The sequence below is a fragment of the Allokutzneria multivorans genome (assembly GCF_039537405.1).
Taxonomy (GTDB): Bacteria; Actinomycetota; Actinomycetes; order Mycobacteriales; family Pseudonocardiaceae; genus Allokutzneria; species Allokutzneria multivorans.
In genome coordinates, this window is record NZ_BAABAL010000019.1 from 106,559 (window position 1) to 129,995 (window position 23,437).

General features: G+C 70.4%; 20 protein-coding genes. 7 read left to right on the forward strand and 13 right to left on the reverse strand.

Translation table 11 applies throughout. From position 1 onward, the window contains the following. Window positions 1-45: 45 nt before the first annotated feature. From ABD798_RS28350 to ABD798_RS28365, 4 genes are all read left to right on the forward strand, one after another. Window positions 46-1,269, forward strand: a complete 1,224-nt coding sequence (locus tag ABD798_RS28350; protein WP_344881273.1) for a thiolase family protein — start codon at window positions 46-48, stop codon at window positions 1,267-1,269. Next, window positions 1,266-3,389: a 3-hydroxyacyl-CoA dehydrogenase NAD-binding domain-containing protein gene (locus tag ABD798_RS28355; protein ID WP_344881276.1), complete on the forward strand. Its 2,124-nt coding sequence runs from the start codon at window positions 1,266-1,268 to the stop codon at window positions 3,387-3,389. The genes ABD798_RS28350 and ABD798_RS28355 overlap by 4 nt, the downstream gene beginning before the upstream one ends. A 126-nt stretch (window positions 3,390-3,515) precedes the next feature. Beyond that, complete coding sequence (locus ABD798_RS28360) at window positions 3,516-4,082, forward strand: Uma2 family endonuclease (RefSeq protein ID WP_344881279.1); 567 nt, start codon at window positions 3,516-3,518, stop codon at window positions 4,080-4,082. An 11-nt stretch (window positions 4,083-4,093) separates the two neighbouring features. Next, on the forward strand, window positions 4,094-4,873 hold the full coding sequence (locus ABD798_RS28365; protein WP_344881282.1) for an aminotransferase class IV: 780 nt from the start codon (window positions 4,094-4,096) through the stop codon (window positions 4,871-4,873). Here ABD798_RS28365 and ABD798_RS28370 read toward each other — a convergent pair. The 11 genes from ABD798_RS28370 to ABD798_RS28420 form a co-directional block, all read right to left on the reverse strand. After that, window positions 4,857-5,285, reverse strand: a complete 429-nt coding sequence (locus tag ABD798_RS28370) for a hypothetical protein (RefSeq protein WP_344881285.1) — start codon at window positions 5,283-5,285, stop codon at window positions 4,857-4,859. The two genes, ABD798_RS28365 and ABD798_RS28370, sit on opposite strands and share 17 nt — an antisense overlap. Before the next feature lie 85 nt (window positions 5,286-5,370). Continuing rightward, window positions 5,371-6,501, reverse strand: a complete 1,131-nt coding sequence (locus ABD798_RS28375) for an aminotransferase class I/II-fold pyridoxal phosphate-dependent enzyme (protein WP_344881288.1) — start codon at window positions 6,499-6,501, stop codon at window positions 5,371-5,373. Beyond that, window positions 6,498-7,100, reverse strand: coding sequence for a helix-turn-helix transcriptional regulator (locus tag ABD798_RS28380; RefSeq protein WP_344881291.1), 603 nt, complete (start codon window positions 7,098-7,100; stop codon window positions 6,498-6,500). The genes ABD798_RS28375 and ABD798_RS28380 overlap by 4 nt, the downstream gene beginning before the upstream one ends. Before the next feature lie 275 nt (window positions 7,101-7,375). Next, the gene (locus ABD798_RS28385; protein ID WP_344881293.1) at window positions 7,376-8,518 is read right to left on the reverse strand and encodes a sensor histidine kinase; all 1,143 of its coding nucleotides are present in this window, start codon (window positions 8,516-8,518) and stop codon (window positions 7,376-7,378) included. 69 nt (window positions 8,519-8,587) lie between these two features. After that, complete coding sequence (locus ABD798_RS28390; RefSeq protein ID WP_344881296.1) at window positions 8,588-9,271, reverse strand: response regulator transcription factor; 684 nt, start codon at window positions 9,269-9,271, stop codon at window positions 8,588-8,590. 73 nt (window positions 9,272-9,344) lie between these two features. Further along, window positions 9,345-11,264 carry a 1-deoxy-D-xylulose-5-phosphate synthase gene (gene dxs / locus ABD798_RS28395; protein ID WP_344881299.1) on the reverse strand — a complete coding sequence of 640 codons (1,920 nt, stop codon included), beginning with the start codon at window positions 11,262-11,264 and terminating at the stop codon, window positions 9,345-9,347. A gap of 254 nt (window positions 11,265-11,518) precedes the next feature. Beyond that, on the reverse strand, window positions 11,519-12,916 hold the full coding sequence (gene ggh, locus ABD798_RS28400) for a glucosylglycerate hydrolase (protein WP_344881301.1): 1,398 nt from the start codon (window positions 12,914-12,916) through the stop codon (window positions 11,519-11,521). Next, window positions 12,913-13,995: an ABC transporter ATP-binding protein gene (locus tag ABD798_RS28405; protein ID WP_344881304.1), complete on the reverse strand. Its 1,083-nt coding sequence runs from the start codon at window positions 13,993-13,995 to the stop codon at window positions 12,913-12,915. Before ABD798_RS28405 ends, ggh begins: the two co-directional genes overlap by 4 nt. A gap of 46 nt (window positions 13,996-14,041) precedes the next feature. Further along, window positions 14,042-14,884 (reverse strand): carbohydrate ABC transporter permease, encoded by an 843-nt coding sequence (locus tag ABD798_RS28410; protein WP_344881307.1) that lies wholly within the window; start codon window positions 14,882-14,884, stop codon window positions 14,042-14,044. Continuing rightward, window positions 14,881-15,753, reverse strand: a complete 873-nt coding sequence (locus ABD798_RS28415; RefSeq protein ID WP_344881310.1) for a carbohydrate ABC transporter permease — start codon at window positions 15,751-15,753, stop codon at window positions 14,881-14,883. The genes ABD798_RS28410 and ABD798_RS28415 overlap by 4 nt, the downstream gene beginning before the upstream one ends. Window position 15,754: 1 nt before the next feature. Then, entirely contained in the window at window positions 15,755-17,074 is a 1,320-nt protein-coding gene (locus ABD798_RS28420; protein ID WP_344881313.1) for an ABC transporter substrate-binding protein, read from the reverse strand. 71 nt (window positions 17,075-17,145) lie between these two features. On the opposite strand from ABD798_RS28420, the gene ABD798_RS28425 reads away from it, so the two are divergent. Continuing rightward, window positions 17,146-18,309, forward strand: a complete 1,164-nt coding sequence (locus tag ABD798_RS28425) for an ROK family transcriptional regulator (protein ID WP_344881316.1) — start codon at window positions 17,146-17,148, stop codon at window positions 18,307-18,309. 313 nt (window positions 18,310-18,622) lie between these two features. Here the strand turns inward: ABD798_RS28425 and ABD798_RS28430 are convergent, their stop codons facing one another. Continuing rightward, window positions 18,623-19,825 carry a class I SAM-dependent RNA methyltransferase gene (locus ABD798_RS28430; RefSeq protein ID WP_344881319.1) on the reverse strand — a complete coding sequence of 401 codons (1,203 nt, stop codon included), beginning with the start codon at window positions 19,823-19,825 and terminating at the stop codon, window positions 18,623-18,625. Beyond that, window positions 19,809-21,839, reverse strand: coding sequence for an APC family permease (locus ABD798_RS28435; RefSeq protein WP_344881322.1), 2,031 nt, complete (start codon window positions 21,837-21,839; stop codon window positions 19,809-19,811). The genes ABD798_RS28430 and ABD798_RS28435 overlap by 17 nt, the downstream gene beginning before the upstream one ends. 143 nt (window positions 21,840-21,982) lie before the next feature. Between ABD798_RS28435 and ABD798_RS28440 the strand changes: the two genes are divergently transcribed. Next, complete coding sequence (locus ABD798_RS28440; protein WP_344881325.1) at window positions 21,983-22,648, forward strand: potassium channel family protein; 666 nt, start codon at window positions 21,983-21,985, stop codon at window positions 22,646-22,648. Beyond that, on the forward strand, window positions 22,648-23,304 hold the full coding sequence (locus tag ABD798_RS28445) for a potassium channel family protein (protein ID WP_344881328.1): 657 nt from the start codon (window positions 22,648-22,650) through the stop codon (window positions 23,302-23,304). The genes ABD798_RS28440 and ABD798_RS28445 overlap by 1 nt, the downstream gene beginning before the upstream one ends. Window positions 23,305-23,437 lie beyond the last annotated feature (133 nt).

Below are 23,437 nucleotides of genomic sequence, written 5' to 3' on the forward strand. Positions count from 1 at the left end.
TCCGAAGAGTTTCTCCGAAGTTCCACACCGAGTGAGGAGCACGCCGTGGCTGCACCTGCCACCGCGGGGCGCGCCGTTCGGGACGTGGTCTTCGTCGACGGCGTGCGCACGCCGTTCGGCAAGGCCGGTCCGAAGGGCATGTACGCCGAGACCCGCGCCGACGACCTCGTCGTCAAGGTCATTCGCGAACTGCTGCGGCGGCACCCGGAGCTGCCGCCGGAGCGCGTCGACGAGGTGGCCATCGCCGCCACCACGCAGATCGGCGACCAGGGCCTGACGCTGGGCCGCACCGCCGCGCTGCTCGCCGGGCTGCCGCGCTCGGTGCCGGGCTACTCGATCGACCGCATGTGCGCGGGCGCCATGACCGCCGTGACCTCGGTCGCCGGTGGCATCGCCTTCGGCGCCTACGACGTGGCGATCGCGGGCGGCGTCGAGCACATGGGCCGCCACCCGATGGGCGAGGGCGTCGACCCGAACCCGCGCTTCCTGGCCGACAAGATCGTGGACACCTCCGCGCTGGTCATGGGCCAGACCGCGGAGAACCTGCACGACCGCTTCCCGCACATCGACAAGGCGCGGGCCGACCGCTACGCAGCCCTGTCGCAGGCGCGCTACGACGAGGCGCACAAGGCGGGCAAGATCGCGGAGAACCTGGTCCCGGTCGCCACGCGCTCCGCCGAGCGGGGTTGGGGCCTCGCGGGCGCCGACGAGCCGCCGCGCCCCGGCACCACCGTGGAGACCCTGGCCGCGCTCAAGACCCCGTTCCGCCCGCACGGGCGCGTGACCGCGGGCAACGCGGCCGGGCTCAACGACGGGGCGACCGCGTGCGTGCTGGCCGACGAGGCCACCGCGCGCGAGCTGGGACTGCCGGTCGGCATGCGCCTGGTGGGCTACGCCTTCGCGGGCGTGGACCCCGAGGTCATGGGCGTCGGGCCGGTCCCGGCGACGGAGAAGGCGCTGGAGCGCACCGGGCTGTCCATCTCCGACATCGGCCTGTTCGAGGTCAACGAGGCGTTCGCGGTCCAGGTGCTGGCCTTCCTCGACCACTTCGGCATCGCCGACGACGACCCCAGGGTCAACCCGTGGGGCGGCGCGATCGCCTGCGGCCACCCGCTGGCGTCCTCGGGCGTGCGGTTGATGACGCAGCTCTCGCGGCACTTCGCCGAGCGCCCCGACGTGCGCTACGGCATCACCACCATGTGCATCGGCATCGGCATGGGCGGGACCGTCATCTGGGAGAACCCGCACTGGCAGGGGGAGTCGAAGTGAGCGAGGCAACCACGGTCACCGCGGCCGGGGTCACGGCGGTCGCCGACCCGAACGAGGTCGTGACGAAGGCGGTCACCCAGTTCGTCGACGTGCCGGGCCTCGACGGCAGGCTGGCGCTGATCACCCTGGACAACGGCTTCGACCACACCAAGCCGTCCACGTTCGGCCCCGGCGGGCTGGCCAGCCTGAACGAGGCGCTGGACGCGGCGTTCGCGGGCTCGCCCGCCGCGATCGCGATCACCGGCAAGCCCTTCGTCTTCGCCGTCGGCGCGGACCTGACGGGCGTCGTGAAGGTCGAGGGTCGCGAGCAGGCGCTCGGCGTCGGGCAGCTCGGGCACGCGGTGTTCCGCCGCCTGCGCGAGTCCTCGGTGCCGACCTTCGCCTTCGTCAACGGCGCGGCCATGGGCGGCGGTCTCGAGGTGGCGCTGCACTGCCACTACCGGACCGTGTCCTCCAACGCGGCGGCGATCTCGCTGCCCGAGTGCTTCCTCGGGCTGGTCCCGGCATGGGGCGGCACGCAGCTGCTGCCCAACCTGATCGGCCCGGACAAGGCCGTGACGGTGATCCTGGAGAACGCGCTCAACCAGAACCGGATGCTCAAGCCGAAGCAGGCCAAGGACCTCGGCATCTTCGACGAGCTGTTCGACTCCGCCGACTACCTGGAGCAGTCGCTGCTCTGGGCGGCCCGCGTGGCGTCCGGAACCGTCACGCCCGAGCGCGCGGAGATCGACCGCGGCGCGGGCTGGGACGCCGCTCTGGCGCGCGGCAGGGCGATCGTGGACGGCAAGACCCGGGGTGCCGCTCCCGGCCCGCGCAAGGCGCTGGAGCTGCTGGAGCTGGCTCGCGAGAACGACCTCGACCGCGGTTTCGCCGCCGAGGACGAGGCGCTGGCCGACCTGCTGCTCAGCGATGAGCTGCGCGCCGGGCTGTACTCGTTCAACCTCGTGCAGAAGCGGGCCAAGCGCCCGGTCGGCGCGCCGGACAAGGCGCTGGCCCGCAAGGTCACCAAGGTCGGCGTCGTCGGCGCGGGCCTGATGGCCGGGCAGATGGCGCTGCTGTTCGCCCGCCGCCTGCACGTGCCCGTTGTGCTCACCGACATCGACCAGGCGCGCCTGGACAAGGGCGTCGGCTACGTGCACGGCGAGGTGGACAAGCTGCTCGGCAAGGGCCGCGTGTCGCCCGACGAGGCCAACCGGCTCAAGGCGCTGGTCAGCGGCTCGCTGGACAAGGCGGCCTTCGCCGACGCGGACTTCGTGATCGAGGCCGTGTTCGAGGACCTCGGCGTGAAGCAGCAGGTGTTCGCCGAGCTGGAGGAACACGTCTCCGCCGAGTGCGTGCTGGCGACCAACACCTCCTCGCTGTCGATCACCGAGATGGCCTCGAAGCTGGCGCACCCCGAGCGGGTCGTGGGTTTCCACTTCTTCAACCCCGTCGCGGTGATGCCGCTGCTGGAGATCGTGCGCGCCGACCAGACCGACGACGCCACGCTCGCCACGGCCTTCGCCACCGGCAAGCAGCTGAAGAAGTCCTGCGTGCTGGTCAAGGACGCGCCGTCGTTCGTGGTCAACCGGCTGCTCACCCGCTTCATGGGCGAGGTGCTCGCCTCCGTCGACGAGGGCACCCCGTTCGAGGTAGCCGACCGCTCCACCGAGCCGCTCGGCCTGCCGATGAGCCCGCTGATCCTGTTGCAGCTGGTCGGTTCCGCGGTGGCGCTGCACGTGTCGGAGACGATGCACGCCGCGTTCCCCGACCGCTTCACCGTCAGCGAGAACATGAAGGCGTTCGTGGCCGCGGGCAAGACCGCCGTGTGGCAGTGGGACGCGCAGGGCAAGCAGAGCGTGGACCCCGAGGTCGCCGCGCTGTGGAAGCTCGGTGACAGCCCGCTCACCGGCGAGCAGGTCAAGGCCCGTGCGCTGGAGGCGCTCGCCGAGGAAATCAAGATCATGCTCGACGAGGGCGTCGTCGCCGAGGCGCAGGACATCGACCTGTGCATGATCCTCGGCGCCGGCTGGCCGTTCTGGCTCGGCGGCATCACGCCGTACCTGGACCGCTCCGGCATTTCGGAGAAGGTCACCGGATCGCGCTTCCTCGCCCCCGGCGTGGCCAGCGTCCCGGTGTAGTCCCCGTCTCGTCCCCCGCGCGAAAGCCCGGTCCGCCCGTTCGGACCGGGCTTTTCGCTGCTCGGGGCGATATCGTGCGAAGGCGGCTCCGCTACGCTGGGTGGTGCTCCGTGAGAGGGGGTCTCGATGACCGCGCTGTCCGACTGGTTGGTCCAGCACTCCGATGGGCTGACCGTTGCCGACTACGAGGCGCTCCCTGAGGAGGTCTGCCGCCGGATCGAGATCGTTGACGGAGCCATCGTCGTGAACCCCGCCCCTCGCCGCCCGCACCAAACGATCGCCCGCCGCCTGGCGAACCTGCTGGAAGAGGCGTGTGGCGAGACCTGTGCGGTGGACACTGACGTGGACCTGCGCCTACGAGATGTTCCACTGCTCAATCGACGCCCCGACATCGTGGTCTACGACGCCCACCTGCCCTACGACGTGGTGCTGCGACCTGAGCACTGCCTGTTGCTCGTCGAGATCATGTCTCCGGGCTCGGTGACCGCCGACCAGATCGACAAGCCCGCTGAGTACGCGGCATCGGGGATCGAGCACTTCTGGCGCCTCGAGTATCACCGGAGCGCGCTGACGGTGTTCACCTATCAACTCGACCTGACGACCAGGACGTACCAGTCGACCGGGGCGCACGTGGGCAACTTGGGCGTCGCGGCCCCGTTCGCCGTGTCGGTCGACCTCTCCAAGCTGTACTGATCTTCGGCGACGTGGATGCGGCGCGGACGGTCGCGGTCTTCAACTACGGCCACTTCACGGCGATGCGCGCGGAGGACGGCCGGGTTCGCGGGCTGGGGCTGCACCTGGAGCGGCTGGACCGCGACGCGCGGCTGGTGTTCGGAGAGGGCGTGGACGCGGAGGCGGTGAAGGCCGCGATCCGGGCGGAGCTGGGCGAGCGCACGGAAGCGATGAACGTCAGGGTGAACGTGTTCTCACCCGAGGTCTCGATGTCCACTTTGGACAACATCGTGACACCGACGACGTTGGTCACGGTTCGCCCTGCGGCGCCGTGGCCGGACTCGGCGATGCACGTCAGATCCGTTGTGTACGAACGAGATCTGCCGCAGGTGAAACACGTCGGCACCTTCGGGTTGTTGTTGCAGCGGAGGTTGGCGCGGCTCGCGGGCTACGACGACGCACTGTTCGTCAACCGCTCCGGTCACATCTCCGAGGGCACCGTGTGGAACGTCGGCTTCTACGACGGCTCGCGCGTCGTGCTTCCGACGGCGCCCGCGCTGCCGGGAGTGACGATCCACTTGACTTGCAAGGGTTTGCGCCGCATGGGCATCCCCGTGGAGATGCGCAGGCTGACGTTGGCGGACCTGCCGTCGTTCCGGTCCGCCTTCGCCACCAACGAGGCCATCGCCACGCAACCCATCTCGTCGGTCGACGAGGTGGAGTTCACTGTGGACGATGAGCTGAACTCCTTGCTCCGCCGGGCTTATCTCAGCAACCCGGCGGAGCCGCTCGCGCTCAGAGGCGAAGGTTGACCCAGAGGTTGAGGCTGGCGAAGACGTTCAGCGTGCCGGTCCCGCACAGGCGCACCGAGACGTAGGCGGAGGCCGCCAGGAACAGGCCGCCGCGGCTCTGCACCGGCACGGTGACCTTCCACTTCTTGGCCTTGCCAGCGGCGCGCTCGGCCTTGGAGCACTCCAGCTTGCCGCTCTTGCCCTTGCCCTGGGCGTTCCCCTTCTGGTCGACGTCGACCAGCAGGTCGACCGGGCCGCCCGCGCAGTCGTAAGTGCCCTCGATCATCGCGGCGGCACCGTTCTTGACCAGCTTGGCTTCCTTGTTCACCTCGATCGAGGCGGGCGGGTTCGCGGCGGCGACCGGCGCGGCGGCACCGGCGAGGGCGAGTCCGAGCGCCCCGGCCAGCAGGGTCCGGCTCATCTTCTTGATCATGGCGGGAAGCCTGGAGGGCGCCGGGGAGCACGGCAACCGGGCTCACCCGACCGAGGTTCACGCCCGCGGGGGACAGCGCACAGCGCTACTCGTGGCGCAGCCAGCCGGAGAACGCGGCCAGCGCGGGCTCGGGGTCCGACCTGCCGACGCCGATGCGGAAGCGGTCGACCGGGACCGGGGTCAGCTCCGATGTGAAGATCGTCGACGGTACGAGCAGCACACCGGTTTCCTCGACGAGCCGACCGCAGAACTCCTCGATCCCTTGTCCACCAAGGTAACGCGGGAAAGCGACACACCCGCCCTCCGGCGCGGCCCACTCGAAGAGGTCGTCGAAGCCCGCGAAGAAGTCGCCGAAGATCTGGAGGTTCTTCGCGACCAGCTCACGATTTCTGGACAGCAGCTGCTCGCGCGCCTTGATGGCGATGCGGGCAAGGACCTCGCTCGGCGCGCTCGTGCAGATCGTCGTGTAGTGCTTCGCGCGTTCGAGCCGGGCGAGGATCTCCTTGTCCCGGCACACGATCCAGCCGACTCGAAGCCCTGGGAGGCCGAGCGCCTTCGACGTCACACCGAGAGACATCGCACTGGTCGACAGATCCGCCGCCTGCGTCAAGGTTCGCGCGGGGTCGAGTTCCAGTCCCCTGTGGACCTCGTCACTGAACAGCACGATCCCGCGCGAGTCGCACAGCTCGGCCACCGCAGCGAAGTCATTGTGGGACAACATCTTCCCAGTGGGATTGTTCGGGAAGTTGATGTACAGGACGCGCGTGTTCGGCCGGAGCGCGGCAGTCAGCTCGTCGAGGTCGAGCACCCAGTCCCGCTCCGGGCGCAGCGCCACGCCGGTGACCTCGCACAGCGACAGCGCGATCGTCTCAGCCGACTGGTAGCACGGCGTGACGACGACGGCGTGGTCCTCTGGCCCCAGGAGCACTTGAAGGCCAAGCAGCACGCCCTCCTGCGCTCCGGCGAAGGTGATCACGTGCTCCGCGTCAGCGTGCTCGAAGGTTTCTGCGATCGCCTTGCGCAGCAACGGGTCTCCGTAGGTCTGCGTGTAGCCGAGGTCCAGGCTCTCCCACGCCACGCGGTCCTCGTCATCGGCCATCGCGACCAGCTCTGCCATCGACGTGGTCTGCGCGTCGGAGGCGCTGAGGTGGAAGCGGGCGGTGAACTCCCACCGCGAGAAGAACGCCTCCAGCTTGAAGGCGGGCAGCGCGGTCATGACTTCTCCCCACGGAGTTCGGTCAGCAAGGCGTAGACGGTTGAGCGTGACACTTGGAGCGCTCGCGCGACCTCGGGCGCGGCACGGCGAACGGCGAACACGCCAGCACTGTCCAATTCGGACAGAACTGCGAGCCGTTCGGGTTTTCCCCACCGCCGCACGGGTCCGCGATGCCGCACCGCCGAACCGACGACTGTGTTCACGCGGTCGAACCAGTCGTGCTCGAACAACGGCTCCGGCCGGGACACCACGGGGGCGGCGAAGGCGGAGAGCAACGCGGCGGCCTGCTCGAACGGGCCCCGGTCGAGGTTGACGCACATCACCGCGTCCGGCTCGCGCAAGATCGCGGTCACCGACGTGAGCGTCCGCCCGTCGGCCAGCACCTTCGGATACGGCCCCAGCACTCCGTCCGCGCCCGGCTCCAGTTCATCCAGTTCGCCGAGCAACGACGGATCGTTCGGTGCGCGCCCGGAGAACGGGTTCCAGACGGCGAGCACCACGTCCTCGGCCGGGTCGTGCAGCACCACCTCGGCGTGCGGGCTCAGCAACGCGGCAACCGCCGCACACGCAGGCCCGTACCTCTCCACCCGCTCATCCACACATCGGACACTACGTCCAGATCGGACACTTTGTCCAGAAACGGTTGTCCCTCAATGACTCATTCAGGGCGCTCAAGTACCTCAATGACTCATTCGGTCCGTTGAGGTAACTGAATGAGTCATTGAGGTGGGTTCGTGTGGCTGAACGAGTCGTTGGGGGTGATGGGAAGCACTGAACGACCCGTTTGGTGCGTTGAGCGCGCTGAACGGGTCGTTTGGTGCGCTCAAGGACCCCAACGGGTCGTTTGGTGCGTTGGGGGTGCTGAACGGGTCGTTCAGGGCTTTACGGCGGGGACGGGGGCGGTGGGGAGGTCGACGCGGACGGAGAGGCCGCCGCCGGGGACGGGGTCGGCCTGGACGTCGCCGCCGTGGGCGTTGACGACGGCGCGGACGATGGAGAGGCCGAGGCCGGCGCCGTGCTTGGCGGTTCTGGCCCGGCCGCCGCGCCGGAAGGGCTCGAAGAGCTCGGGGACCTGGGCGGCGGGGAGTTCGGGGCCGGAGGAGGCGACGGCGAGGCGGATGCGGCCCTCGTGCTCGCCGACGGAGACCTTGATCCAGCCGTCGTCGACGTTGTGCCGCACCGCGTTCTCCAGCAGGTTGCCCGCGACGCGCTCCAACAGCGCGGGGTCGCCGACGACCAGCTCCGGGCTGGTGTCCATGGTGACGTCGAGGCCGCGCTGCGCAGCCTCCGCGCGGACGGCGTGCCACGCGCTGGTGACGAGCACGGTCAGGTCGACGGCCTCGCGCACGGCGAGCCCGCCGCCATCGGTCTTGGCGAGCAGCAGAAGGCCCTCGACCAGCTGCTCCGCGCGCAGAGTGGCCTGGCGGACGACACCGGCCATGCGGCGCAGCTCGTCGGTGTCGGCATCGGGGTCGGACAGCGTGACGTCCAGCTCGGTGCGCACAACGGCCAAAGGCGTCCGCAGCTCGTGCGAAGCGTTGGCGACGAAGCGCCGCTGAGCCTCGAAGGACGCTTGGAGCCGGTCCAGCATCTCGTCGAAGGTGTCGGCGAGGTCGGCGACCTCATCGCGCGGGCCGGTCAGCTCGATGCGCTCGCCGAGGGACTCGGCGGACAGCCGCCGCGCCGCGTGCGTGACCTCCTGCAACGGCCGGAGCACGCGGTCGCTGAGCGTCCACACCAGCAGCGCCGTCGCCGCGACCACGCACAGGAACGCGATCAGGCCGACGTCGAGGACTTCCTCGCGAGCACGCTCGCTGAGCAGCGCGGAGAACTGGTCGGGAGACAGCTCGGTGCCCTGAACGGTGACCGTGGAGCCCTGCGGGAGGCTCGGCGCGTTGCCGACGACGTTGCCGACGAGCATCCAGCCGAGCCACAGCAGCAGCGCGCTGACCCCGGCGACGAGCACAGTCGCGAGCAGCGTGAGCCGCACTCGCAGGCCGGGACCTCGACGACGCATGACCTCTCTCAACCACGACGGTGACCGCAGCTTGCACGGGACGCGGTGAGACCGTCGTCAAGCAACGCCCTAAACGGCTCCCGCGCTCTGGGCCGCGTCCGGCACCCGGTAGCCGGAGCCGACAACGGTGTCGATGATGCCAGGCTCGCCGAGCTTCTTGCGCAGGGTCATCACGGTCACCCGGACCGTCGTGGTGAACGGGTCGGCGTTCTCGTCCCAGACGCGTTCCAGCAGCTCCTCGCTGCTCACCACCTTGCCGCCCGCGGAGAGCAGCACCTCCAGCACGCCGAACTCCTTGCGGGTCAGCTCGACGGGCCTGCCGGAGCGGGTGATCCGGCGCTTGGCCGGGTCGAGCACGAGGTCACCGGCGGAGAGCACGGGCGGCGTCGCGGGCGTGGCGCGGCGGCCGAGCGCCCGGACGCGCGCGACCAGCTCCGGGAAGGCGAAGGGCTTGGCGAGGTAGTCGTCCGCGCCCAGGGACAGCCCGGACACCCGGTCCTCGACCGCGCCGCTGGCGGTCAGCATCAGCACGCGGCTCAACGCCCCGGAGCCCACGATCTCGCGGCACAGCTCGTCGCCGGACATGCCGGGCAGGTCGCGGTCGAGCACCACGACGTCGTAGCGGGTGACGCTGACCTTCTCGTGCCCGGACTCACCGTCGTAGGCGACGTCGACCGCCATGCCCTCGCGGCGCAGTCCGCGCGCGATCGCGTCGGCAAGCGGCTGTTCGTCCTCAACTACCAGGATTCGCACAGGTCCACGGTGCCACAGGTGGAAGGGCGGGAGCCCGCTCGGAGCTTCGAATTCGAACCTCCGAGCGGACTTCTCATGCCTTCTTCAGCTTCTGCTCCGGCACCTCGGTGTGCGCCGGGTCGTACTCCGAGGCCCACTCGGTGACCTGGCGGGCGACGTCCTGCGCGGTGAGGCCCAGCTCGGCGAGGACCTGGTCCCGCGAGGCGTGGTCCAGGAACCGGTTGGGGATGGCCAGGTCCCGCATGGGCATGACCAGCCCGGCGTCGCGCATGGCCGCCGCCAGCGCCCAGCCGACGCCACCGTGCCTGCCGCCGTCCTCGACCGTGACCACCATGCGGTGCTCCCCGGCCAGCTCGACCAGCTCGCTCGGCACCGGCATCACCCAGCGCGGGTCCACCACGGTCACGCCGATGCCCTGGTCGGAGAGCCTGCGCGCCACGTCGACGGCCAGCTGGCCGAAGGCCCCGACCGCGACCAGGAGCACGTCCCGCCCCTCGTCGGCGGAGGGCCGGTGCAGGATGTCGACGGCGCCGTGGCGCTCGATCGCGGGGACCTCCTGGATCACCGCGCCCTTGGGGTAGCGCAGCACGGTGGGCGCGTCCTTGACCTCGACGGCCTCGCGCAGCTGTTCGCGCAGGCTGATCGCATCGCGCGGGACGGCGATCCGGATGCCGGGGATCACGCCGAGGATCGACAGGTCCCACATGCCGTTGTGGCTGGCGCCGTCGGAGCCGGTCACGCCCGCGCGGTCGAGCACGACGGTGACGCCCTGCTTGTGCAGCGCCACGTCCATCAGCAGCTGGTCGAAGGCGCGGTTGAGGAAGGTCGAGTACACGGCGAAAACCGGGTGCATGCCGCCCATGGCCAGGCCCGCGGCCGAGGTCATCGCGTGCTGCTCGGCGATGCCCACGTCGTAGCAGCGCGTGGGGAAGGCCTGCGCGAACTTCTCCAGACCGGTCGGGCCGAGCATGGCGGCGGTGATCGCCACCACGTCCTCGCGCTCCGCGCCGATCCGCACGATCTCGTCGGAGAACACCGAGGTCCAGCCGGGCTTGGCGACCTTGGTGGGCTGGCCGGTCTCCGGGTCGATGACGTCGATGGCGTGCATCTGCTCGGCCTCGTGGTTCTCGGCGTGCGCGTAGCCCATGCCCTTGCGGGTCACCGCGTGCACGATCACCGGGCCACCGAAGGCCTTCGCCCGCTCCAGCGCCGCCTCGACGGCGACGATGTCGTGCCCGTTGACCGGGCCGAAGTACTTCAGGCCGAGGTCCTCGAACATCACCTGGGGGCTGAGCGCGTCCTTGATGCCGCGCTTGGCCGCGTGCAGCGCCGCGTACACCGGCTTGCCGACGACGGGCATGTTCTGCAGCGTGCGCTTGCCGTCCTCCAGCAGCTTCTCGTAGCCGGGGCGCAGCCGCAGGGTCGCCATGTGGTCGGCGAAGCCGCCGATGGTCGGCGAGTACGAGCGGCCGTTGTCGTTGACGATGATCACCACCGGCCGGGTCTTGTCCCCGGCGATGTTGTTCAGCGCCTCCCAGCACATGCCGCCGGTGAGCGCGCCGTCGCCGACCAGGGCGACCACGTGCCTGCGGGTGTCGCGCAGCTGGAAGGCCTTGGCCAGGCCGTCCGCGTAGGACAGCACGGTGGAGGCGTGGCTGTTCTCGATGAAGTCGTGCTCGCTCTCGGCCCGCGAGGGGTAGCCGGAGAGCCCGCCCTTCTGCCGCAGCGCGCCGAAGTCCTGCCGCCCGGTGACGATCTTGTGCACGTAGGACTGGTGCCCGGTGTCGAACAGGATCGGGTCGTGCGGGGAGTCGAAGACCCGGTGCGCGGCCAGCGTCAGCTCCACGGCTCCCAGGTTCGGGCCGAGGTGGCCACCGGTGCGGGAGACCTTGTCGACCAGGAAGGCCCTGATCTCCCCCGCGAGGGTCACCATCTCCTCGTGGGTCAAGCGCTTCAGGTCGGCGGGGCCCCGCACGGAGTCGAGCAGCGTCACCGTTTCCCTCCTCGTGGGAGTTGGTCTGCCTGGCCGTCGGCAAGTCTACGGAGATATGCCCGAATGCCTTCGGCCGATCGGGCGGCCTTGCGTGCACACCGACTGAACAGGGCGAACAGCCAGTCGATCTCTCCGGAGAGGTCGACATCGGCCCTGCTCACGTGATGGGCGACACAGCGAATTCCCACCGGCGAGAGAAGGTAGCCCTGTGCTCTCCGTGACACATCCACCGCTCGTTCACACGATCTAGCGTTTCAGCAGAGCCAGTCGAGCACGACGGCGGCCGTCCAGGACTGGTCGAGGCTACCCAGCGGCTCGCCGGTCAGCGGATGGTAGTACTCGGCGAAGGCCCCGTCCGAGCACAGCCGCAGCCCCTCGGCGCGGTGCCGCTCGGCGCGCTCGGCCCAGCCCCGCCGCGCGAAGGACCAGCCGAAGAGCCAGCCCATCACCGGCCACTGCGGCCCGCGCCAGTACTGCCGGGGGCGGAAGGCCTCGTCGGCGGGCGAGGTGGAGGGCACCAGCCCGGCGGCCATTCCGGGGTTCCCGCACCACTCCGGACCGTCCAAAGTGGACAGAAGCGCGCGCTCGGCGGTGCGGTCCAGCCCGCCGCACAGCAGCGGGGCGAACCCGGCCATGGTGCGGGTGCCGCTCCACGTGCCCGCGCGGAAGTCGCGGTCCCTGGCCAGCCCGGTCGCCGGGTCCACCGTCGCGGCGACGGCGGAGCGGGCGCGCGCGGCCCAGCCCTCCAGCTCGGCGATCCGCGCGGCGGGCTGGCCGAACTCCTGGCCGAGCTCGGCGAGCACGTCGCAGGCCATCGCGAAGATCGCGGTCAGGAACACATCGCCCACGAGGAAGCTCGACGTGGCGACGACGCGGTCGGGGTCGTAGCCGACCCGGCGCATCTCCTCGACCAGCCACAGGTAGCGGTCGTACTCCTCGTCGGAGGGCCGCATCCCGGCGTCGGCGACCAACCGCAGGTCGCGCCGCACGTACGGCGGCAGGTCCGCGCCCGGGTGGACGCCCGCGTAGGCGGAGTCCCAGCGCGGCGAGTTGTCCATCCCGGACTCCCAGCCGTGCACCACCGCGAGCAGGCCGTCACCGCCGGGGTCGCGGTGCTCGGCCAGCCAGCGGTGCCAGGCGTGCAGCTTCGGCCAGGACCGGCGCACGAAGTCCTCGGCGGTGGCCCGGTCGAGCGCGCCGCCCCGCCTGGCGATCTCCAGCAGTCGTCCGACCGCGATCGCGTGCGCGGGCGGCTGGCAGATCCCGGAGGTGCGCACGCCCTGCGGCGCGTCCGGGCTCAGCTCGTGGGCGCCCCAGCGCTGCGGTCCGGGGAAGTAGTCGTCGGCGCCGCCCTCGGTGAAGACGATGTGCGGCAGCATCCCGCCGCGCCACTGGGCGGCCAGCAGGGTGTCCAGCTCGGCGACCGCGCGCCCGATGTCCAGGTGGGCGAGGCCGACCGAGATGAACGCCGCGTCCCAGCTCCACATGTGCGGGTACAGCCGGGGTGCCGCGGTCACCAACGAGCCGGTGTCGTTGCCGTGCAACACATATGCGGCCCGTGCGGCGAGAAGGCGCGGTGGTAGTTCCTGGCGGTCGGCCCGCGCTGCGGAGTGGGCAGTGGTGTGGGCGGAGGTGGGTGAAACAACGGTCACGAGGTCTCCAGCAGCAGGTGTGTTTCCGGGTCGTACCAACGGCACTGGTCCGCGGGCAGGCTCAGTCGCAGGCTCGCGCCCGCTTCGGCGCGGAAGGTCGGCGGCGCTTGCACCTTGAGCTGGTGCCCGGCCAGCGACAGGGTCAGCAGCACCGAGGAACCCAGCGGCTCGAAGACCTCCAGCTCGGCCGCGAGCGGGCCGGTGGAGCCGACCGCGAAGGCTTCCGGGCGCACGCCCAGGCGGAGCTGGCGGCCTTCGTAGCCGCTCAGGGCGGCCGGAACGGGAACACCGTGCGCGCCGAGGTCGAGCAGGAGGGCGCCGTCGCCGCCCGCGGCGACGGTCCCGGTGAGGAAGTTCATCGGCGGGCTGCCGATGAAACCGCCGACGAACTCCTCGGCCGGAAGGTCGTAGACCGTGGTCGGCGCGTCGCACTGGGCGATCCGCCCCTGGCGCATCACCGCGACGCGATCGCCCAGCGACAGCGCTTCCACCTGGTCGTGGGTCACGTAGAGCGTCGTGGTGCCCAGCTCCGCGACGAGCTTCTTCAGCTCCGCGCGGAAGGACAGCCGCAGCAGAGCGTCCAAATTGGACAGTGGCTCGTCCATCAGCAGGACCTCGGCGTCCATCACGATGGCCCGTGCGACCGCGACGCGCTGCCGCTGGCCGCCGGAGAGCTTGGCGGGGTAGCGGTCCAGGTACGGGGTGAGCTGGAGCAGGTCGGCCGCCCACGCGACCTTCCGCTTGATCTCGTCGGCGTCGACCCCGCGCATCCGCAGGCCGAAGCCGATGTTGTCGCCGACCTTGCGGTGCGGGAACACCGCGTAGGACTGGAACACCATGGACAGGTTGCGCTTGCGCGGCTCCAGGTAGGTGACGTCCTTGCCGCCGATGACGACCTGCCCGCCGTCGGGCAGCTCCAGGCCCGCGACCATGCGCAGCAACGTGGTCTTGCCGCAGCCGGACGGGCCGAGCAGCACCATGAACTCGCCGTCGGCGACGTGCAGGCTCACGTCGTCGGTGGCCCTGGTGGTGCCGCCGGGATAGGTCTTGACCAGGTTGTGCAGTTCGATCTCGGCCATCGTGTGCTCTCGTCTCGGTGGGTCGGGCGGCTCAGCACAGATCGGGTCAGCGAAGGGTCGTTCCCCACATGTTCAGCAGGTAGCGGCGGACCACGAAGATGAACAGCAGCGCGGGCAGGACCAGCACGAAACCGCCCGCGAAGCGGTAGGCGTTGGGCGAATCGGCCAGCGAGGTCAGCACCTGCGCGGGCAGCGTCCGGTGCCCCAGCGTCAGCACTGTCGCACCGAGGACTTCGTTCCAGGACAACACGAAAGTGAACACCGAGGACGCGGCGAGCCCCGGAAGCGCCATGGGCAGCACGACGCGGCGCATCGCCTGGCCCGGAGTGCAGCCGAAGATCAGCGCGGCCTCCTCGACGTCCTGGGGAACGCCGACGAAGATGCTCGCGGTGATCAAGATCGTCGTGGGCAGCGCGAGCGCGGTGTGCACGAGCGTGACCGCGAAGACCGTGTCGTCGATGCCCACGCGCAGGAACATCGTGGCCAGCGGCACGGAGAGCACGACGATCGGCAGCGCGCGGACCAGCAGGATGAGCACCTGGTAGGCGTCGCGGCCCCGGAAAGCGATGCGGGAGAGCGCGTAGCCCGCCGGAGCACCGAGGAGCAGCGCGAGCGCCACCGTGTACAGCCCGGCCAGCACGGAGTTGCCGAACGCGGGGACGACTCCGGCTCCGCCGACGAAGCCGCTGATGCTCTCGGTGGAGAACTCGCTGGGCACCAACGGTTTCGGGAACTCGGTGAGCGCCGTGCGCGAGGACAGCGCGGCCAGTGCGATCAGCACGATAGGCAGCAGCATGAACGCGGAGATCGCGATGCAGGCGAGCTGCACGAGCACGCGCTGCCGCTTGCGCCTGCGCAGCGGAGCGAGGTCGACAGCGGGACGCGTCATCGGGTGCCTCCCGAGGAGGGCTGGCGCAGCGCGCGCATGTAGAGGATCGCGGTTCCGAGCGAGAGCGCGAGGATCACCAGCGCGACCGCGCTCGCCACCGCCGGGTTCTGGAGGTTGACGTACCACTGGTAGGTCTCCCCCACCAGCAGCGGGAAGTTGCGCCCGGTCAGCGCCTGTGCGACCGCGAACGCTTGTAGCGCAAGGATTGTGCGCAGGATGAGCGCGACCTGGAGGCTCGGCTTGAGCAGCGGCAACGTGACGTGCCACAGGCGCTGCCACGCCGAGGCGCCGAAGACCTGGGCGGCTTCGTCGTAGTCCGGCGGCATCATCTGCACGCCCGCGACGACGATCACGAAGACCATCGAGGTCGCTCGCCAGATCTCGGCGACCACCACCGCCAGCAGCATCGTGGTGGGGTTGTCGTAGTTCAGCCAGGCGATCCCGTTCTCCGACAGGCCGAGGCCGATCAGCAGCGAGTTCAGGTAACCGCGATCGGCGAACACGGTCAGCCACACCAGGCCCGCCGCGAGGTCGGAGATCGCCAGCGGGATGGCCCAGATGTAGAAGTGCAGCCCGGCGAGCTTCGGCTTGGACTGGATGAGCAGCGTCATGCCGACGGACAGCACGAGCTGGATCGGCACGACGATCACGATGAGCAGCAAGGTGTTCAGCAACGCCTCGCCGAAGTACGGGTCGCCGAAGAGCCGCTGCCAGTTCGCCAGCGTGAAGGCTCCGCCCTCGTCCTGGAACGCCGCGAGGACGCCCTGCACGAGGGGCCAGCCGAAGAGCAGCACCAGCAGCACGGTCGAAGGCGCGAGCAGCAACCACGGCGACATGCCGAGCCGCTTCTTGTGAACTGCGGTGGTCATCTCACCTCACCTCGCAGATGCCGGTGCCACGCGGATCCGGCGCCCAGCAAGGGACCTTGGCGTCGGCAAGCAGTTGGTTGACCACCCGCGCCTGAGCGTCCACTGTGGACCGTGCGTCGCCGCCCTTGAGCACGATCGTCTCGAAGCAGTCGCGGAAGACCTTGCTCAGCTCGCCCTCGCGGCTGCCGAGGCCGACCGGCGGCAGCGACAGGATCGCACCCTTGGACTCGCGCTGCTTCGCGACCGCGCCGGCCTCCAGCCTGATCGCGGGTGGCAGGTCGTCCGGGATCGGAGTGCGGACGGTCGGAAAGAAGGCGTTGGCGCGCAACAGGTCCACCTGCGTCTCGGCCCGGCTGAGCGCGGCGATCAGCCTGCGTGCCCGGTCCTGGTCCGGTGCGCCCTTGGGGATGGCCAGCCCGGTCAGCACGGCCATGTAGCCGCGCCCCTTCGGGCCGCGCGGCGCGGGCATCATCCGCCACTTGTCCGGCTCACGCCTGGGCGCGTTGACCAAGCGGGACACGTGGTCCCAGCCGACGGTGACCTCGCCCGCCTCCATGGGCTCCTGCATCTGGGCGTAGTTGGTGCTGGCGGGCACGCAGTTGCGCCACAGCTCGCGCATGTACTCCCAGGCGGTGACCGCCTCCGGCGAGCGGAACGTGGTGATCTGCCCGCCGGTGAAGGACGGCAGCAGGTAGCCCTGGAAGAAGCGGTGCAGCAGGCCCTTCGGCCCGCCGGGCAGCCCCAGCACCGGGCGGTTGTTGTTGGCGCGCCTGGCCGCGATCGCCCAGTCCAGCAGCTGGTCGTAGCTGAGGTCATCGGCGTTGGCTCCGGAAGGCAAGTGCTGCAAGGCATCCACGTGCGCCGCGAGCACGTAGCTGGCCTGCGCCCACGGCACGTACCAGGTGCGGTTCGTGCCCGCCCGCGCCAGCTCCAGGTACTCCGGCGGCCAGCCCAGCGAGCTGAAGTCGGAGACGATGTCGGTCAGGTCTTCGAGGTGGTTGGGCGCGAGCGGCGCGAGGTCGCCGTGCAGCCCGCCGATCACGCTCGCCCGGACCGCGCCCGCGTCGACCTGGCTGCGAACCTGCGTGGTGAAGGGCCCCGGATCGCTGGTCACGTAGCCGACGTCGCCGTCGAAGGCCTTGCGCAGCAACGCCCGGAAGCGCTCCGCCTCGTCCAGCGGGGTGAACTGCGTCGACAGGAACGTCAGCCCCGAGGTGCCTGAGGTGGCGAACCCGGTGCAGCCTGCGAGCAGCGACGCGGCCCCCGTGGCGAGCGCTCCGCGCAGCAGCCCCCTGCGGGACAGCGTGCCTCGATCGGCCACAGTCACCTCCTCGTGACTTCCGTCTAGGTGCTAGACATAAGTGCGGGTGGCTCAAGATAGGTGGTGTGCAGGTGGACGTCAACGCCCTCCCGGCCGGACCGGCCTCCCCCGGGCAGGTCCTGGAGGTGCTGCGCAGGGGCGGCCCGATGACCCGGCAGGAGCTCCAGGCCAGGGTCGGGTTGTCGCGCGCCACCATGGTGGAACGGCTGGACGCGCTCGGCAGGCTGAAGCTCCTGCGCACCGTCGGCCACCAGGCCTCCAGCGGGGGCAGGCGCGCCGAGCTGCTCGCCGCCGACGAGACCGGCCGGTGCGCCGTGGTCGCCGACATCGGCGTCAGCCACGTGACCGTCGCCGTCGCCGACCTCACCGCGACCGTGCTCGCCACCCGGCGCGAGCGCATGCCCACCCGCCAGGACCCCGGCGCGGTGCTCCGGCACGTCCTCTCGCTCGGCCGCGAGCTGCTCGCCGAAACCGGGCGCGCCAACGACTTCTGCGCGATGGCCGTCGGCGTTCCGGGCCAGGTCGATCCCACCTCCGGCGCGAACACCGCGCCGCCGACCATGCCCGGGTGGTCCGGCACGTGGGTCCACGACACGCTCGCTTCGCAGCTCGACGTGCCCGTGCTCGTCGAGAACGACGCCAACGCCCTGGCCTTCGGCGAACACCTGGCGGACGGGGCGCCTTCGACCACGCTGCTCGGCGTGAAGGTCGCCACCGGCATCGGCAGCGGCGTCGTGCTCGGCCGCCGCCCCTATCGCGGCGTCACCGGCAGTGCCGGCGAGATCGGGCACGTCAAGCTCGCCGCGCACCAGGAGCGGTGCAGCTGCGGGCGTACCGGCTGCCTCGCCGCCGCCGCCAGCGGCCGTGCCCTCGTCCGCCAGCTGCGCTCCAGCGGCGCGCGCACGCTCCTCGACGTCGTCCGTCAGGTCGAGCAGGGCCGCCCCGAGGCCGTCGCCCTCGTCACCGAGGCCGGTCACCTCCTCGGCGGTGTCCTCGCCACCGTCGTCAGCATCATCAACCCGCAGCACGTCCGCCTCGGCGGCCCCATCGGCGCCCTGCCCCAGTTCGTCGACGCCGCCCGCGCCGCCGTGCTCGACGCCGCCCACCCCGTGGCCCTGCTCGGCCTCCGCGAGATCTCCCCCGCCCGCCTGGGCGATTCCGCCGCCCTCGTCGGCTTGGCGGGCCTCACCGCCGACGCCGTCTTCGCCCCCACCGCCGTGGACGCCCTCCTCTGACGTCCGCCTTTCTCCAGGCACCCCACAGCTTCCAAGCCCTGAACGACCCGTTCAGCACCCCCAACGCACCAAACGACCCATTCAGGGCCTTGAGCGCACCAAACGACCCGTTCAGGGCTCCCAGTGCACCAAACGACCCGTTCAGCGCGCTCAACGCACCAAACGGGTCGTTCAGGGCTCACCACCACCCCAACGACCCGTACAGCCACGTGAACGCACCCAATGACTCATTGAGGTACTTGAGCGCCCTCAATGAGTCATTCAGCTACCTCAACGGACCGAACGCGGCATTGGCGTGGGGCGAGGTGGAGGGTCAGTCGGTGAAGAGGGCCACGCATTCGACGTGGTGGGTCATGGGGAAGGCGTCGAAGGCGCGGAGGGCGGCCAAGCGGTAGCCGTTGGCGGCGAAGTCGGCGACGTCGCGGGCCAGGGCGGCGGGATCGCAGGCGATGTGCACGATGCGGCGCGGCGAGCGGTCGCAGACGGCGTCGACGACGGCGCGCCCGGCGCCCTTGCGCGGCGGGTCGAGCACGACGGCGTCGGGCCACTGACCGTCCATTTCGGACGAACCGAGGACCTTCTCCACCAAGCCCGGCACGAAACGCACCTGCGGCAGGTCGGCGAGGCTGCGGCGGCCGGAGTCGACGGCGCGCGCGGAGGACTCGACGACGGTGACGGAGCCGGAGGGGCCGACCTGCTCCGCCAGCGCCGCGGCGAAGAGGCCGACGCCGCCGTAGAGGTCCCACGCGGTCGCGCCGGGCGCGGCGTCGGCGAACTCGGCGACGACGGAGACGAGCTTGTCGGCGGCGGCGGGGTGGACCTGCCAGAAGCCGCTGGCGTCGACGCGCCAGTCGCGACCGCCGGCGTGCTCGGTCGCGGTCCCGCTGCCGACGGCGAAGCGCGGGCGCTGGTTGCGCACCCACTCCGTGACGTGGAGGTCGCCGTCGCCGTCACGGGTGACCTGCACCTCGGAGCCCGGCTTCCACCGCTGCTCCAACACATCCGGAAGAACACCGGGCGACGCGATCGGGCAGTCGTCGATCGGGATCACGCGGTGACTGCGCTGACCACGCAGACCCGCCCGGCCGTCACGGTCCACGGCGAGCCGCACGCGCGTGCGCCAGCCCAGCGGATCATCGGACAGCGCTTCGACCTCGACGTCCCAGTCCAAGCCGGCCAAGCGCTTCAGCTGCTCCCGCACCACCGCAGCCTTCAGCGAACGCTGCGCGGAGGGCGTGGCGTGCTGGAAGTCGCAGCCGCCACAACCGCCCGGAACCGCTACGGGGCACGGAGGTTCGACGCGGTCATCGGAGGGGCGAACCACCTCCACCGCGTCGGCGCGGCAGAAGGAGCCGCCCTTGTCCTCGGTGACCTCGGCGACGACCACCTCACCCGGCAGCGCGTGGCGCACGAAGAGCACGCGGTTGTCGTGCCGGGCGACGCAGTGGCCACCGTGGGCGACCGCACCGACCTCGATCTCGATCCGACGGCCGGTCCAGTCAGTTCTTGTTGTCACGCTGAGGATTCCTCGTTGATCGTTGTTCGCCGAGCCCGCGGCGCACGGCGCCGGGAGCGACGACCGCACGGTCCCTGACCCGCTGCGAGGACACCAGCTGCCACGGCACGCTGGTCACCATCACCCCGGGCTGGAACAGCAGCCTTCCCTTGAGCCGCAAGGCGCTCTGGTTGTGCAGGACCTGCTCCCACCACCGTCCGACCACGTACTCCGGGATGAAGACGGTGACGACGTCGCGGGGGTTGTCGCTGCGGATGCGCTTCACGTAGTCCAGCACCGGCTTGGTGATCTCGCGGTAGGGCGATTCGATCACCTTCAACGGCACCTTGATGTGCTCCTTCTCCCACTGGGTGACGAGCTTTCTGGTGTCGAGGTCGTCGACGTTGACGGTGACCGCCTCCAGCACGTCCGGCCGCGTCGCGCGGGCGTAGGCCAGCGCGCGCATGGTCGGCAGGTGCAGCTTGGAGATCAGCACCACCGCGTGGTTGCGGGAGGGCAGCATCGCCTTGCCGACCGCGATCTCCGCGGCGGCCAACTCCTCGGCCACGTGGTCGTAGTGCCTGCGGATACCGGTCATCAGCGCGAACACCGCGGCCATCGCGACGATCGCGATCCACGCGCCCAGGGTGAACTTGGTGATCAGCACGACCACGAGCACGATGCCGGTGATCGTCATGCCGAACGCGCTGATCAGCCGGGAGCGCACGAGCTTCTTGCGCGCGGCCTCGTCGGTCTCCGAGGACAGCAGCCGGTTCCAGTGCCGCACCATGCCCGCCTGGCTCATGGTGAACGACACGAACACGCCGACGGTGTAGAGCGGGATCAGCCTGCTGACCTCGGCCTCGTAGAGGATCACCAGCAGGACCGCGAACCCGGCAAGGAAGACGATGCCGTTGGAGAAGGCCAGGCGGTCGCCCCTGGTGTGCAGCTGGCGCGGCAGGTAGCGGTCCTGGGCCAGGATCGAGCCGAGCACCGGGAAGCCGTTGAACGCCGTGTTCGCCGCGAGCACCAGGATCAGGGCCGTGACGCCCGCGATGAAGTACGCGCCGATCGGGAACTCGTTGAAGACGGCGTTGGCGATCTGCACCACCATCGTCTTCTGCTGGTAGCCCTCCGGCGCGCCGACGAGCTGCTCCGCCGGGTGCTCGGCCATCTTCACGCCGGTCAGCTGGGCCAGCACCACCAGGCCCATCAGCATGGTGACGGCGATGCCGCCCATCATCAGCAGGGTGGTCGCCGCGTTGCGGGACTTCGGCTTGCGGAAGGCCGGGACGCCGTTGCTGATCGCCTCGACCCCGGTCAGCGCCGCGCAGCCCTGGGTGAACGAGCGCAGGATGAGCATCCCGAAGGCCAGGCCCATCAGGTGGTCGTTCTCCGCGCGCAGCTCCAGGTTGGCGCTCTCGGCGACCATCTCCTCGCCGAAGACGAAGCCGCGCAGCATGCCGAAGAGGATCATGAAGATCATCCCGAGCATGAACGCGTAGGTCGGGATCGCGAACGCGCTGCCCGACTCGCGGACCCCGCGCAGGTTGACCGCGGTCAGCAGGACGATCGCGCCCACCGCGAAGGCCACCTTGTGCTGGGCGACGTAGGGGATCAGGGAGCCCAGGTTCGCCATCGCCGAGGAGATCGAGACCGCGACGGTGAGGATGTAGTCGACCAGCAGCGCGCTGCCGACCGTGAGCCCCCCGTAGCGGCCGAGGTTGACCATCGCCACCTCGTAGTCACCGCCGCCGGAGGGGTAGGCGTGCACGTTCTGGCGGTAGCTGAACACCACGGTGAGCATCACCACAGCGACGGCGACGCCGATCCACGGTGCGAAGACGTAGCCGGACAGGCCGGCCACCGAGAGGACGATGAAGATCTCCTCGGGCGCGTATGCCACGGAGGACAAGGCGTCGGAGGCGAAGACCGGCAACGCGATCCGCTTCGGAAGAAGCGTGTGCGCGAGCCGGTCGCTGCGGAACGGGCGCCCCAGCAGGAGGCGCTTCGCCGCGGTAGCGAACTTGGACACGCGACGAAGGGTATTCGGTCCGGTCACCAAGACGGAGCAGCCGTGGGTAGGTTGACTCCCGTCCGGGTGATTCGCCCGGAAAGGACGAGTGACACGACGGAGGAAGCTACGGTGCGACAGCCGCGTCGGCAGGAGGGCACATCGTGCACGTGGTGATCATGGGCTGCGGGCGGGTCGGCTCGTCGCTGGCCAAGGGCCTGGAGCGGCTCGACCACTCCGTCGCCGTCATCGACAAGAACGCGCAGGCGTTCCGCCGCCTCGGCAGCGACTTCCACGGCCAGCAGGTGACCGGCATCGGCTACCACCGGCAGGTGCTGGTCGAGGCGGGCATCGAGCGGGCGGGCGCGTTCGCCGCGGTGTCCAACGGGGACAACTCCAACATCATCTCCGCGAGGGTGGCCAAGGAGACCTTCGGCGTCGAGCACGTCACCGCCCGGATCTACGACCCCAAGCGGGCCGCGGTCTACGAGCGGCTGGGCATCCCCACGGTGGCCACGGTCCCGTGGACCACCGACCGGTTCATGCGGGTGCTGCTGCCCGAGGGCACGGCTTCGGTGTGGCGGGAGCCCTCCGGCACCGTCGCGGTGCTCCAGCTGCCCGTGCACGAGGACTGGGTCGGCCGCCCGGTCAGCGAGCTGGAGGAGGTGACCGGCTCGCGCGTGGCGTTCATCATGCGCTTCGGCACCGGCCTGCTGCCCCGGCCGGACTCCGTGGTGCAGGCCGATGACGCGATCTACGTGGCGGCGCTGTCCGGAACGGTGACCGAGGTCGCCAAGGCCGCCGCCGAGTCGCCGGAGGAGGGGCACTGATGCGCGTCGCCATCGCTGGAGCGGGCGCGGTGGGCCGGTCCATCGCCCACGAGCTCCTGGAGAGCAACCACCAGGTCATGCTGATCGAGCGCGACCGGGAGCACTTCGAGCCGCAGAGCGTCGAGCAGGCGGAGTGGGTGCACGCCGACGCCTGCGAGCTGGCTTCCCTGGAGGAGGCCGGGATCGAGCTGTGCGACGTGGTGATCGCCGCGACCGGGGACGACAAGGTCAACCTGGTGGTGTCGCTGCTGGCGAAGACGGAGTTCGCCGTGCGGCGCGTGGTCGCCAGGGTCAACGACCCGCGCAACGAGTGGCTGTTCACCGAGGCGTGGGGCGTCGACGTGGCGGTGTCCACGCCGAGGATGCTCGCCGCCATGGTCGAGGAGGCCGTCACGGTCGGCGACCTGGTGCGGCTGATGACGCTGCGGCAGGGTCAGGCGAACCTCGTCGAGGTCACGCTGCCCGAACAGACCCCGCTGGCCGGGCGCACGATCGAGAGCCTCGACCTGCCCCGCAACGCCGCGCTGGTCACCGTGCTGCGCGGTGGCCGGGTGATCGTCCCCCAGGGCGATGATCCCCTCGAGGCGGGCGACGAGCTGCTCTTCGTGGCCACCGACGACGTCGAGGCCGACATCCGCTCCGCCCTCGGCTTCTGACCCGGCGCCCGCGAGCCATCGGGTTCGCCGGTCTTCAAGACCAGCGAACCCCTGACCCAGCGGTCGTCAACGACGGCAAGCGCTCGCGCGGCGTTGGGTTTGCGGCGGTTAACGATGATCGACGCCGGGGTTG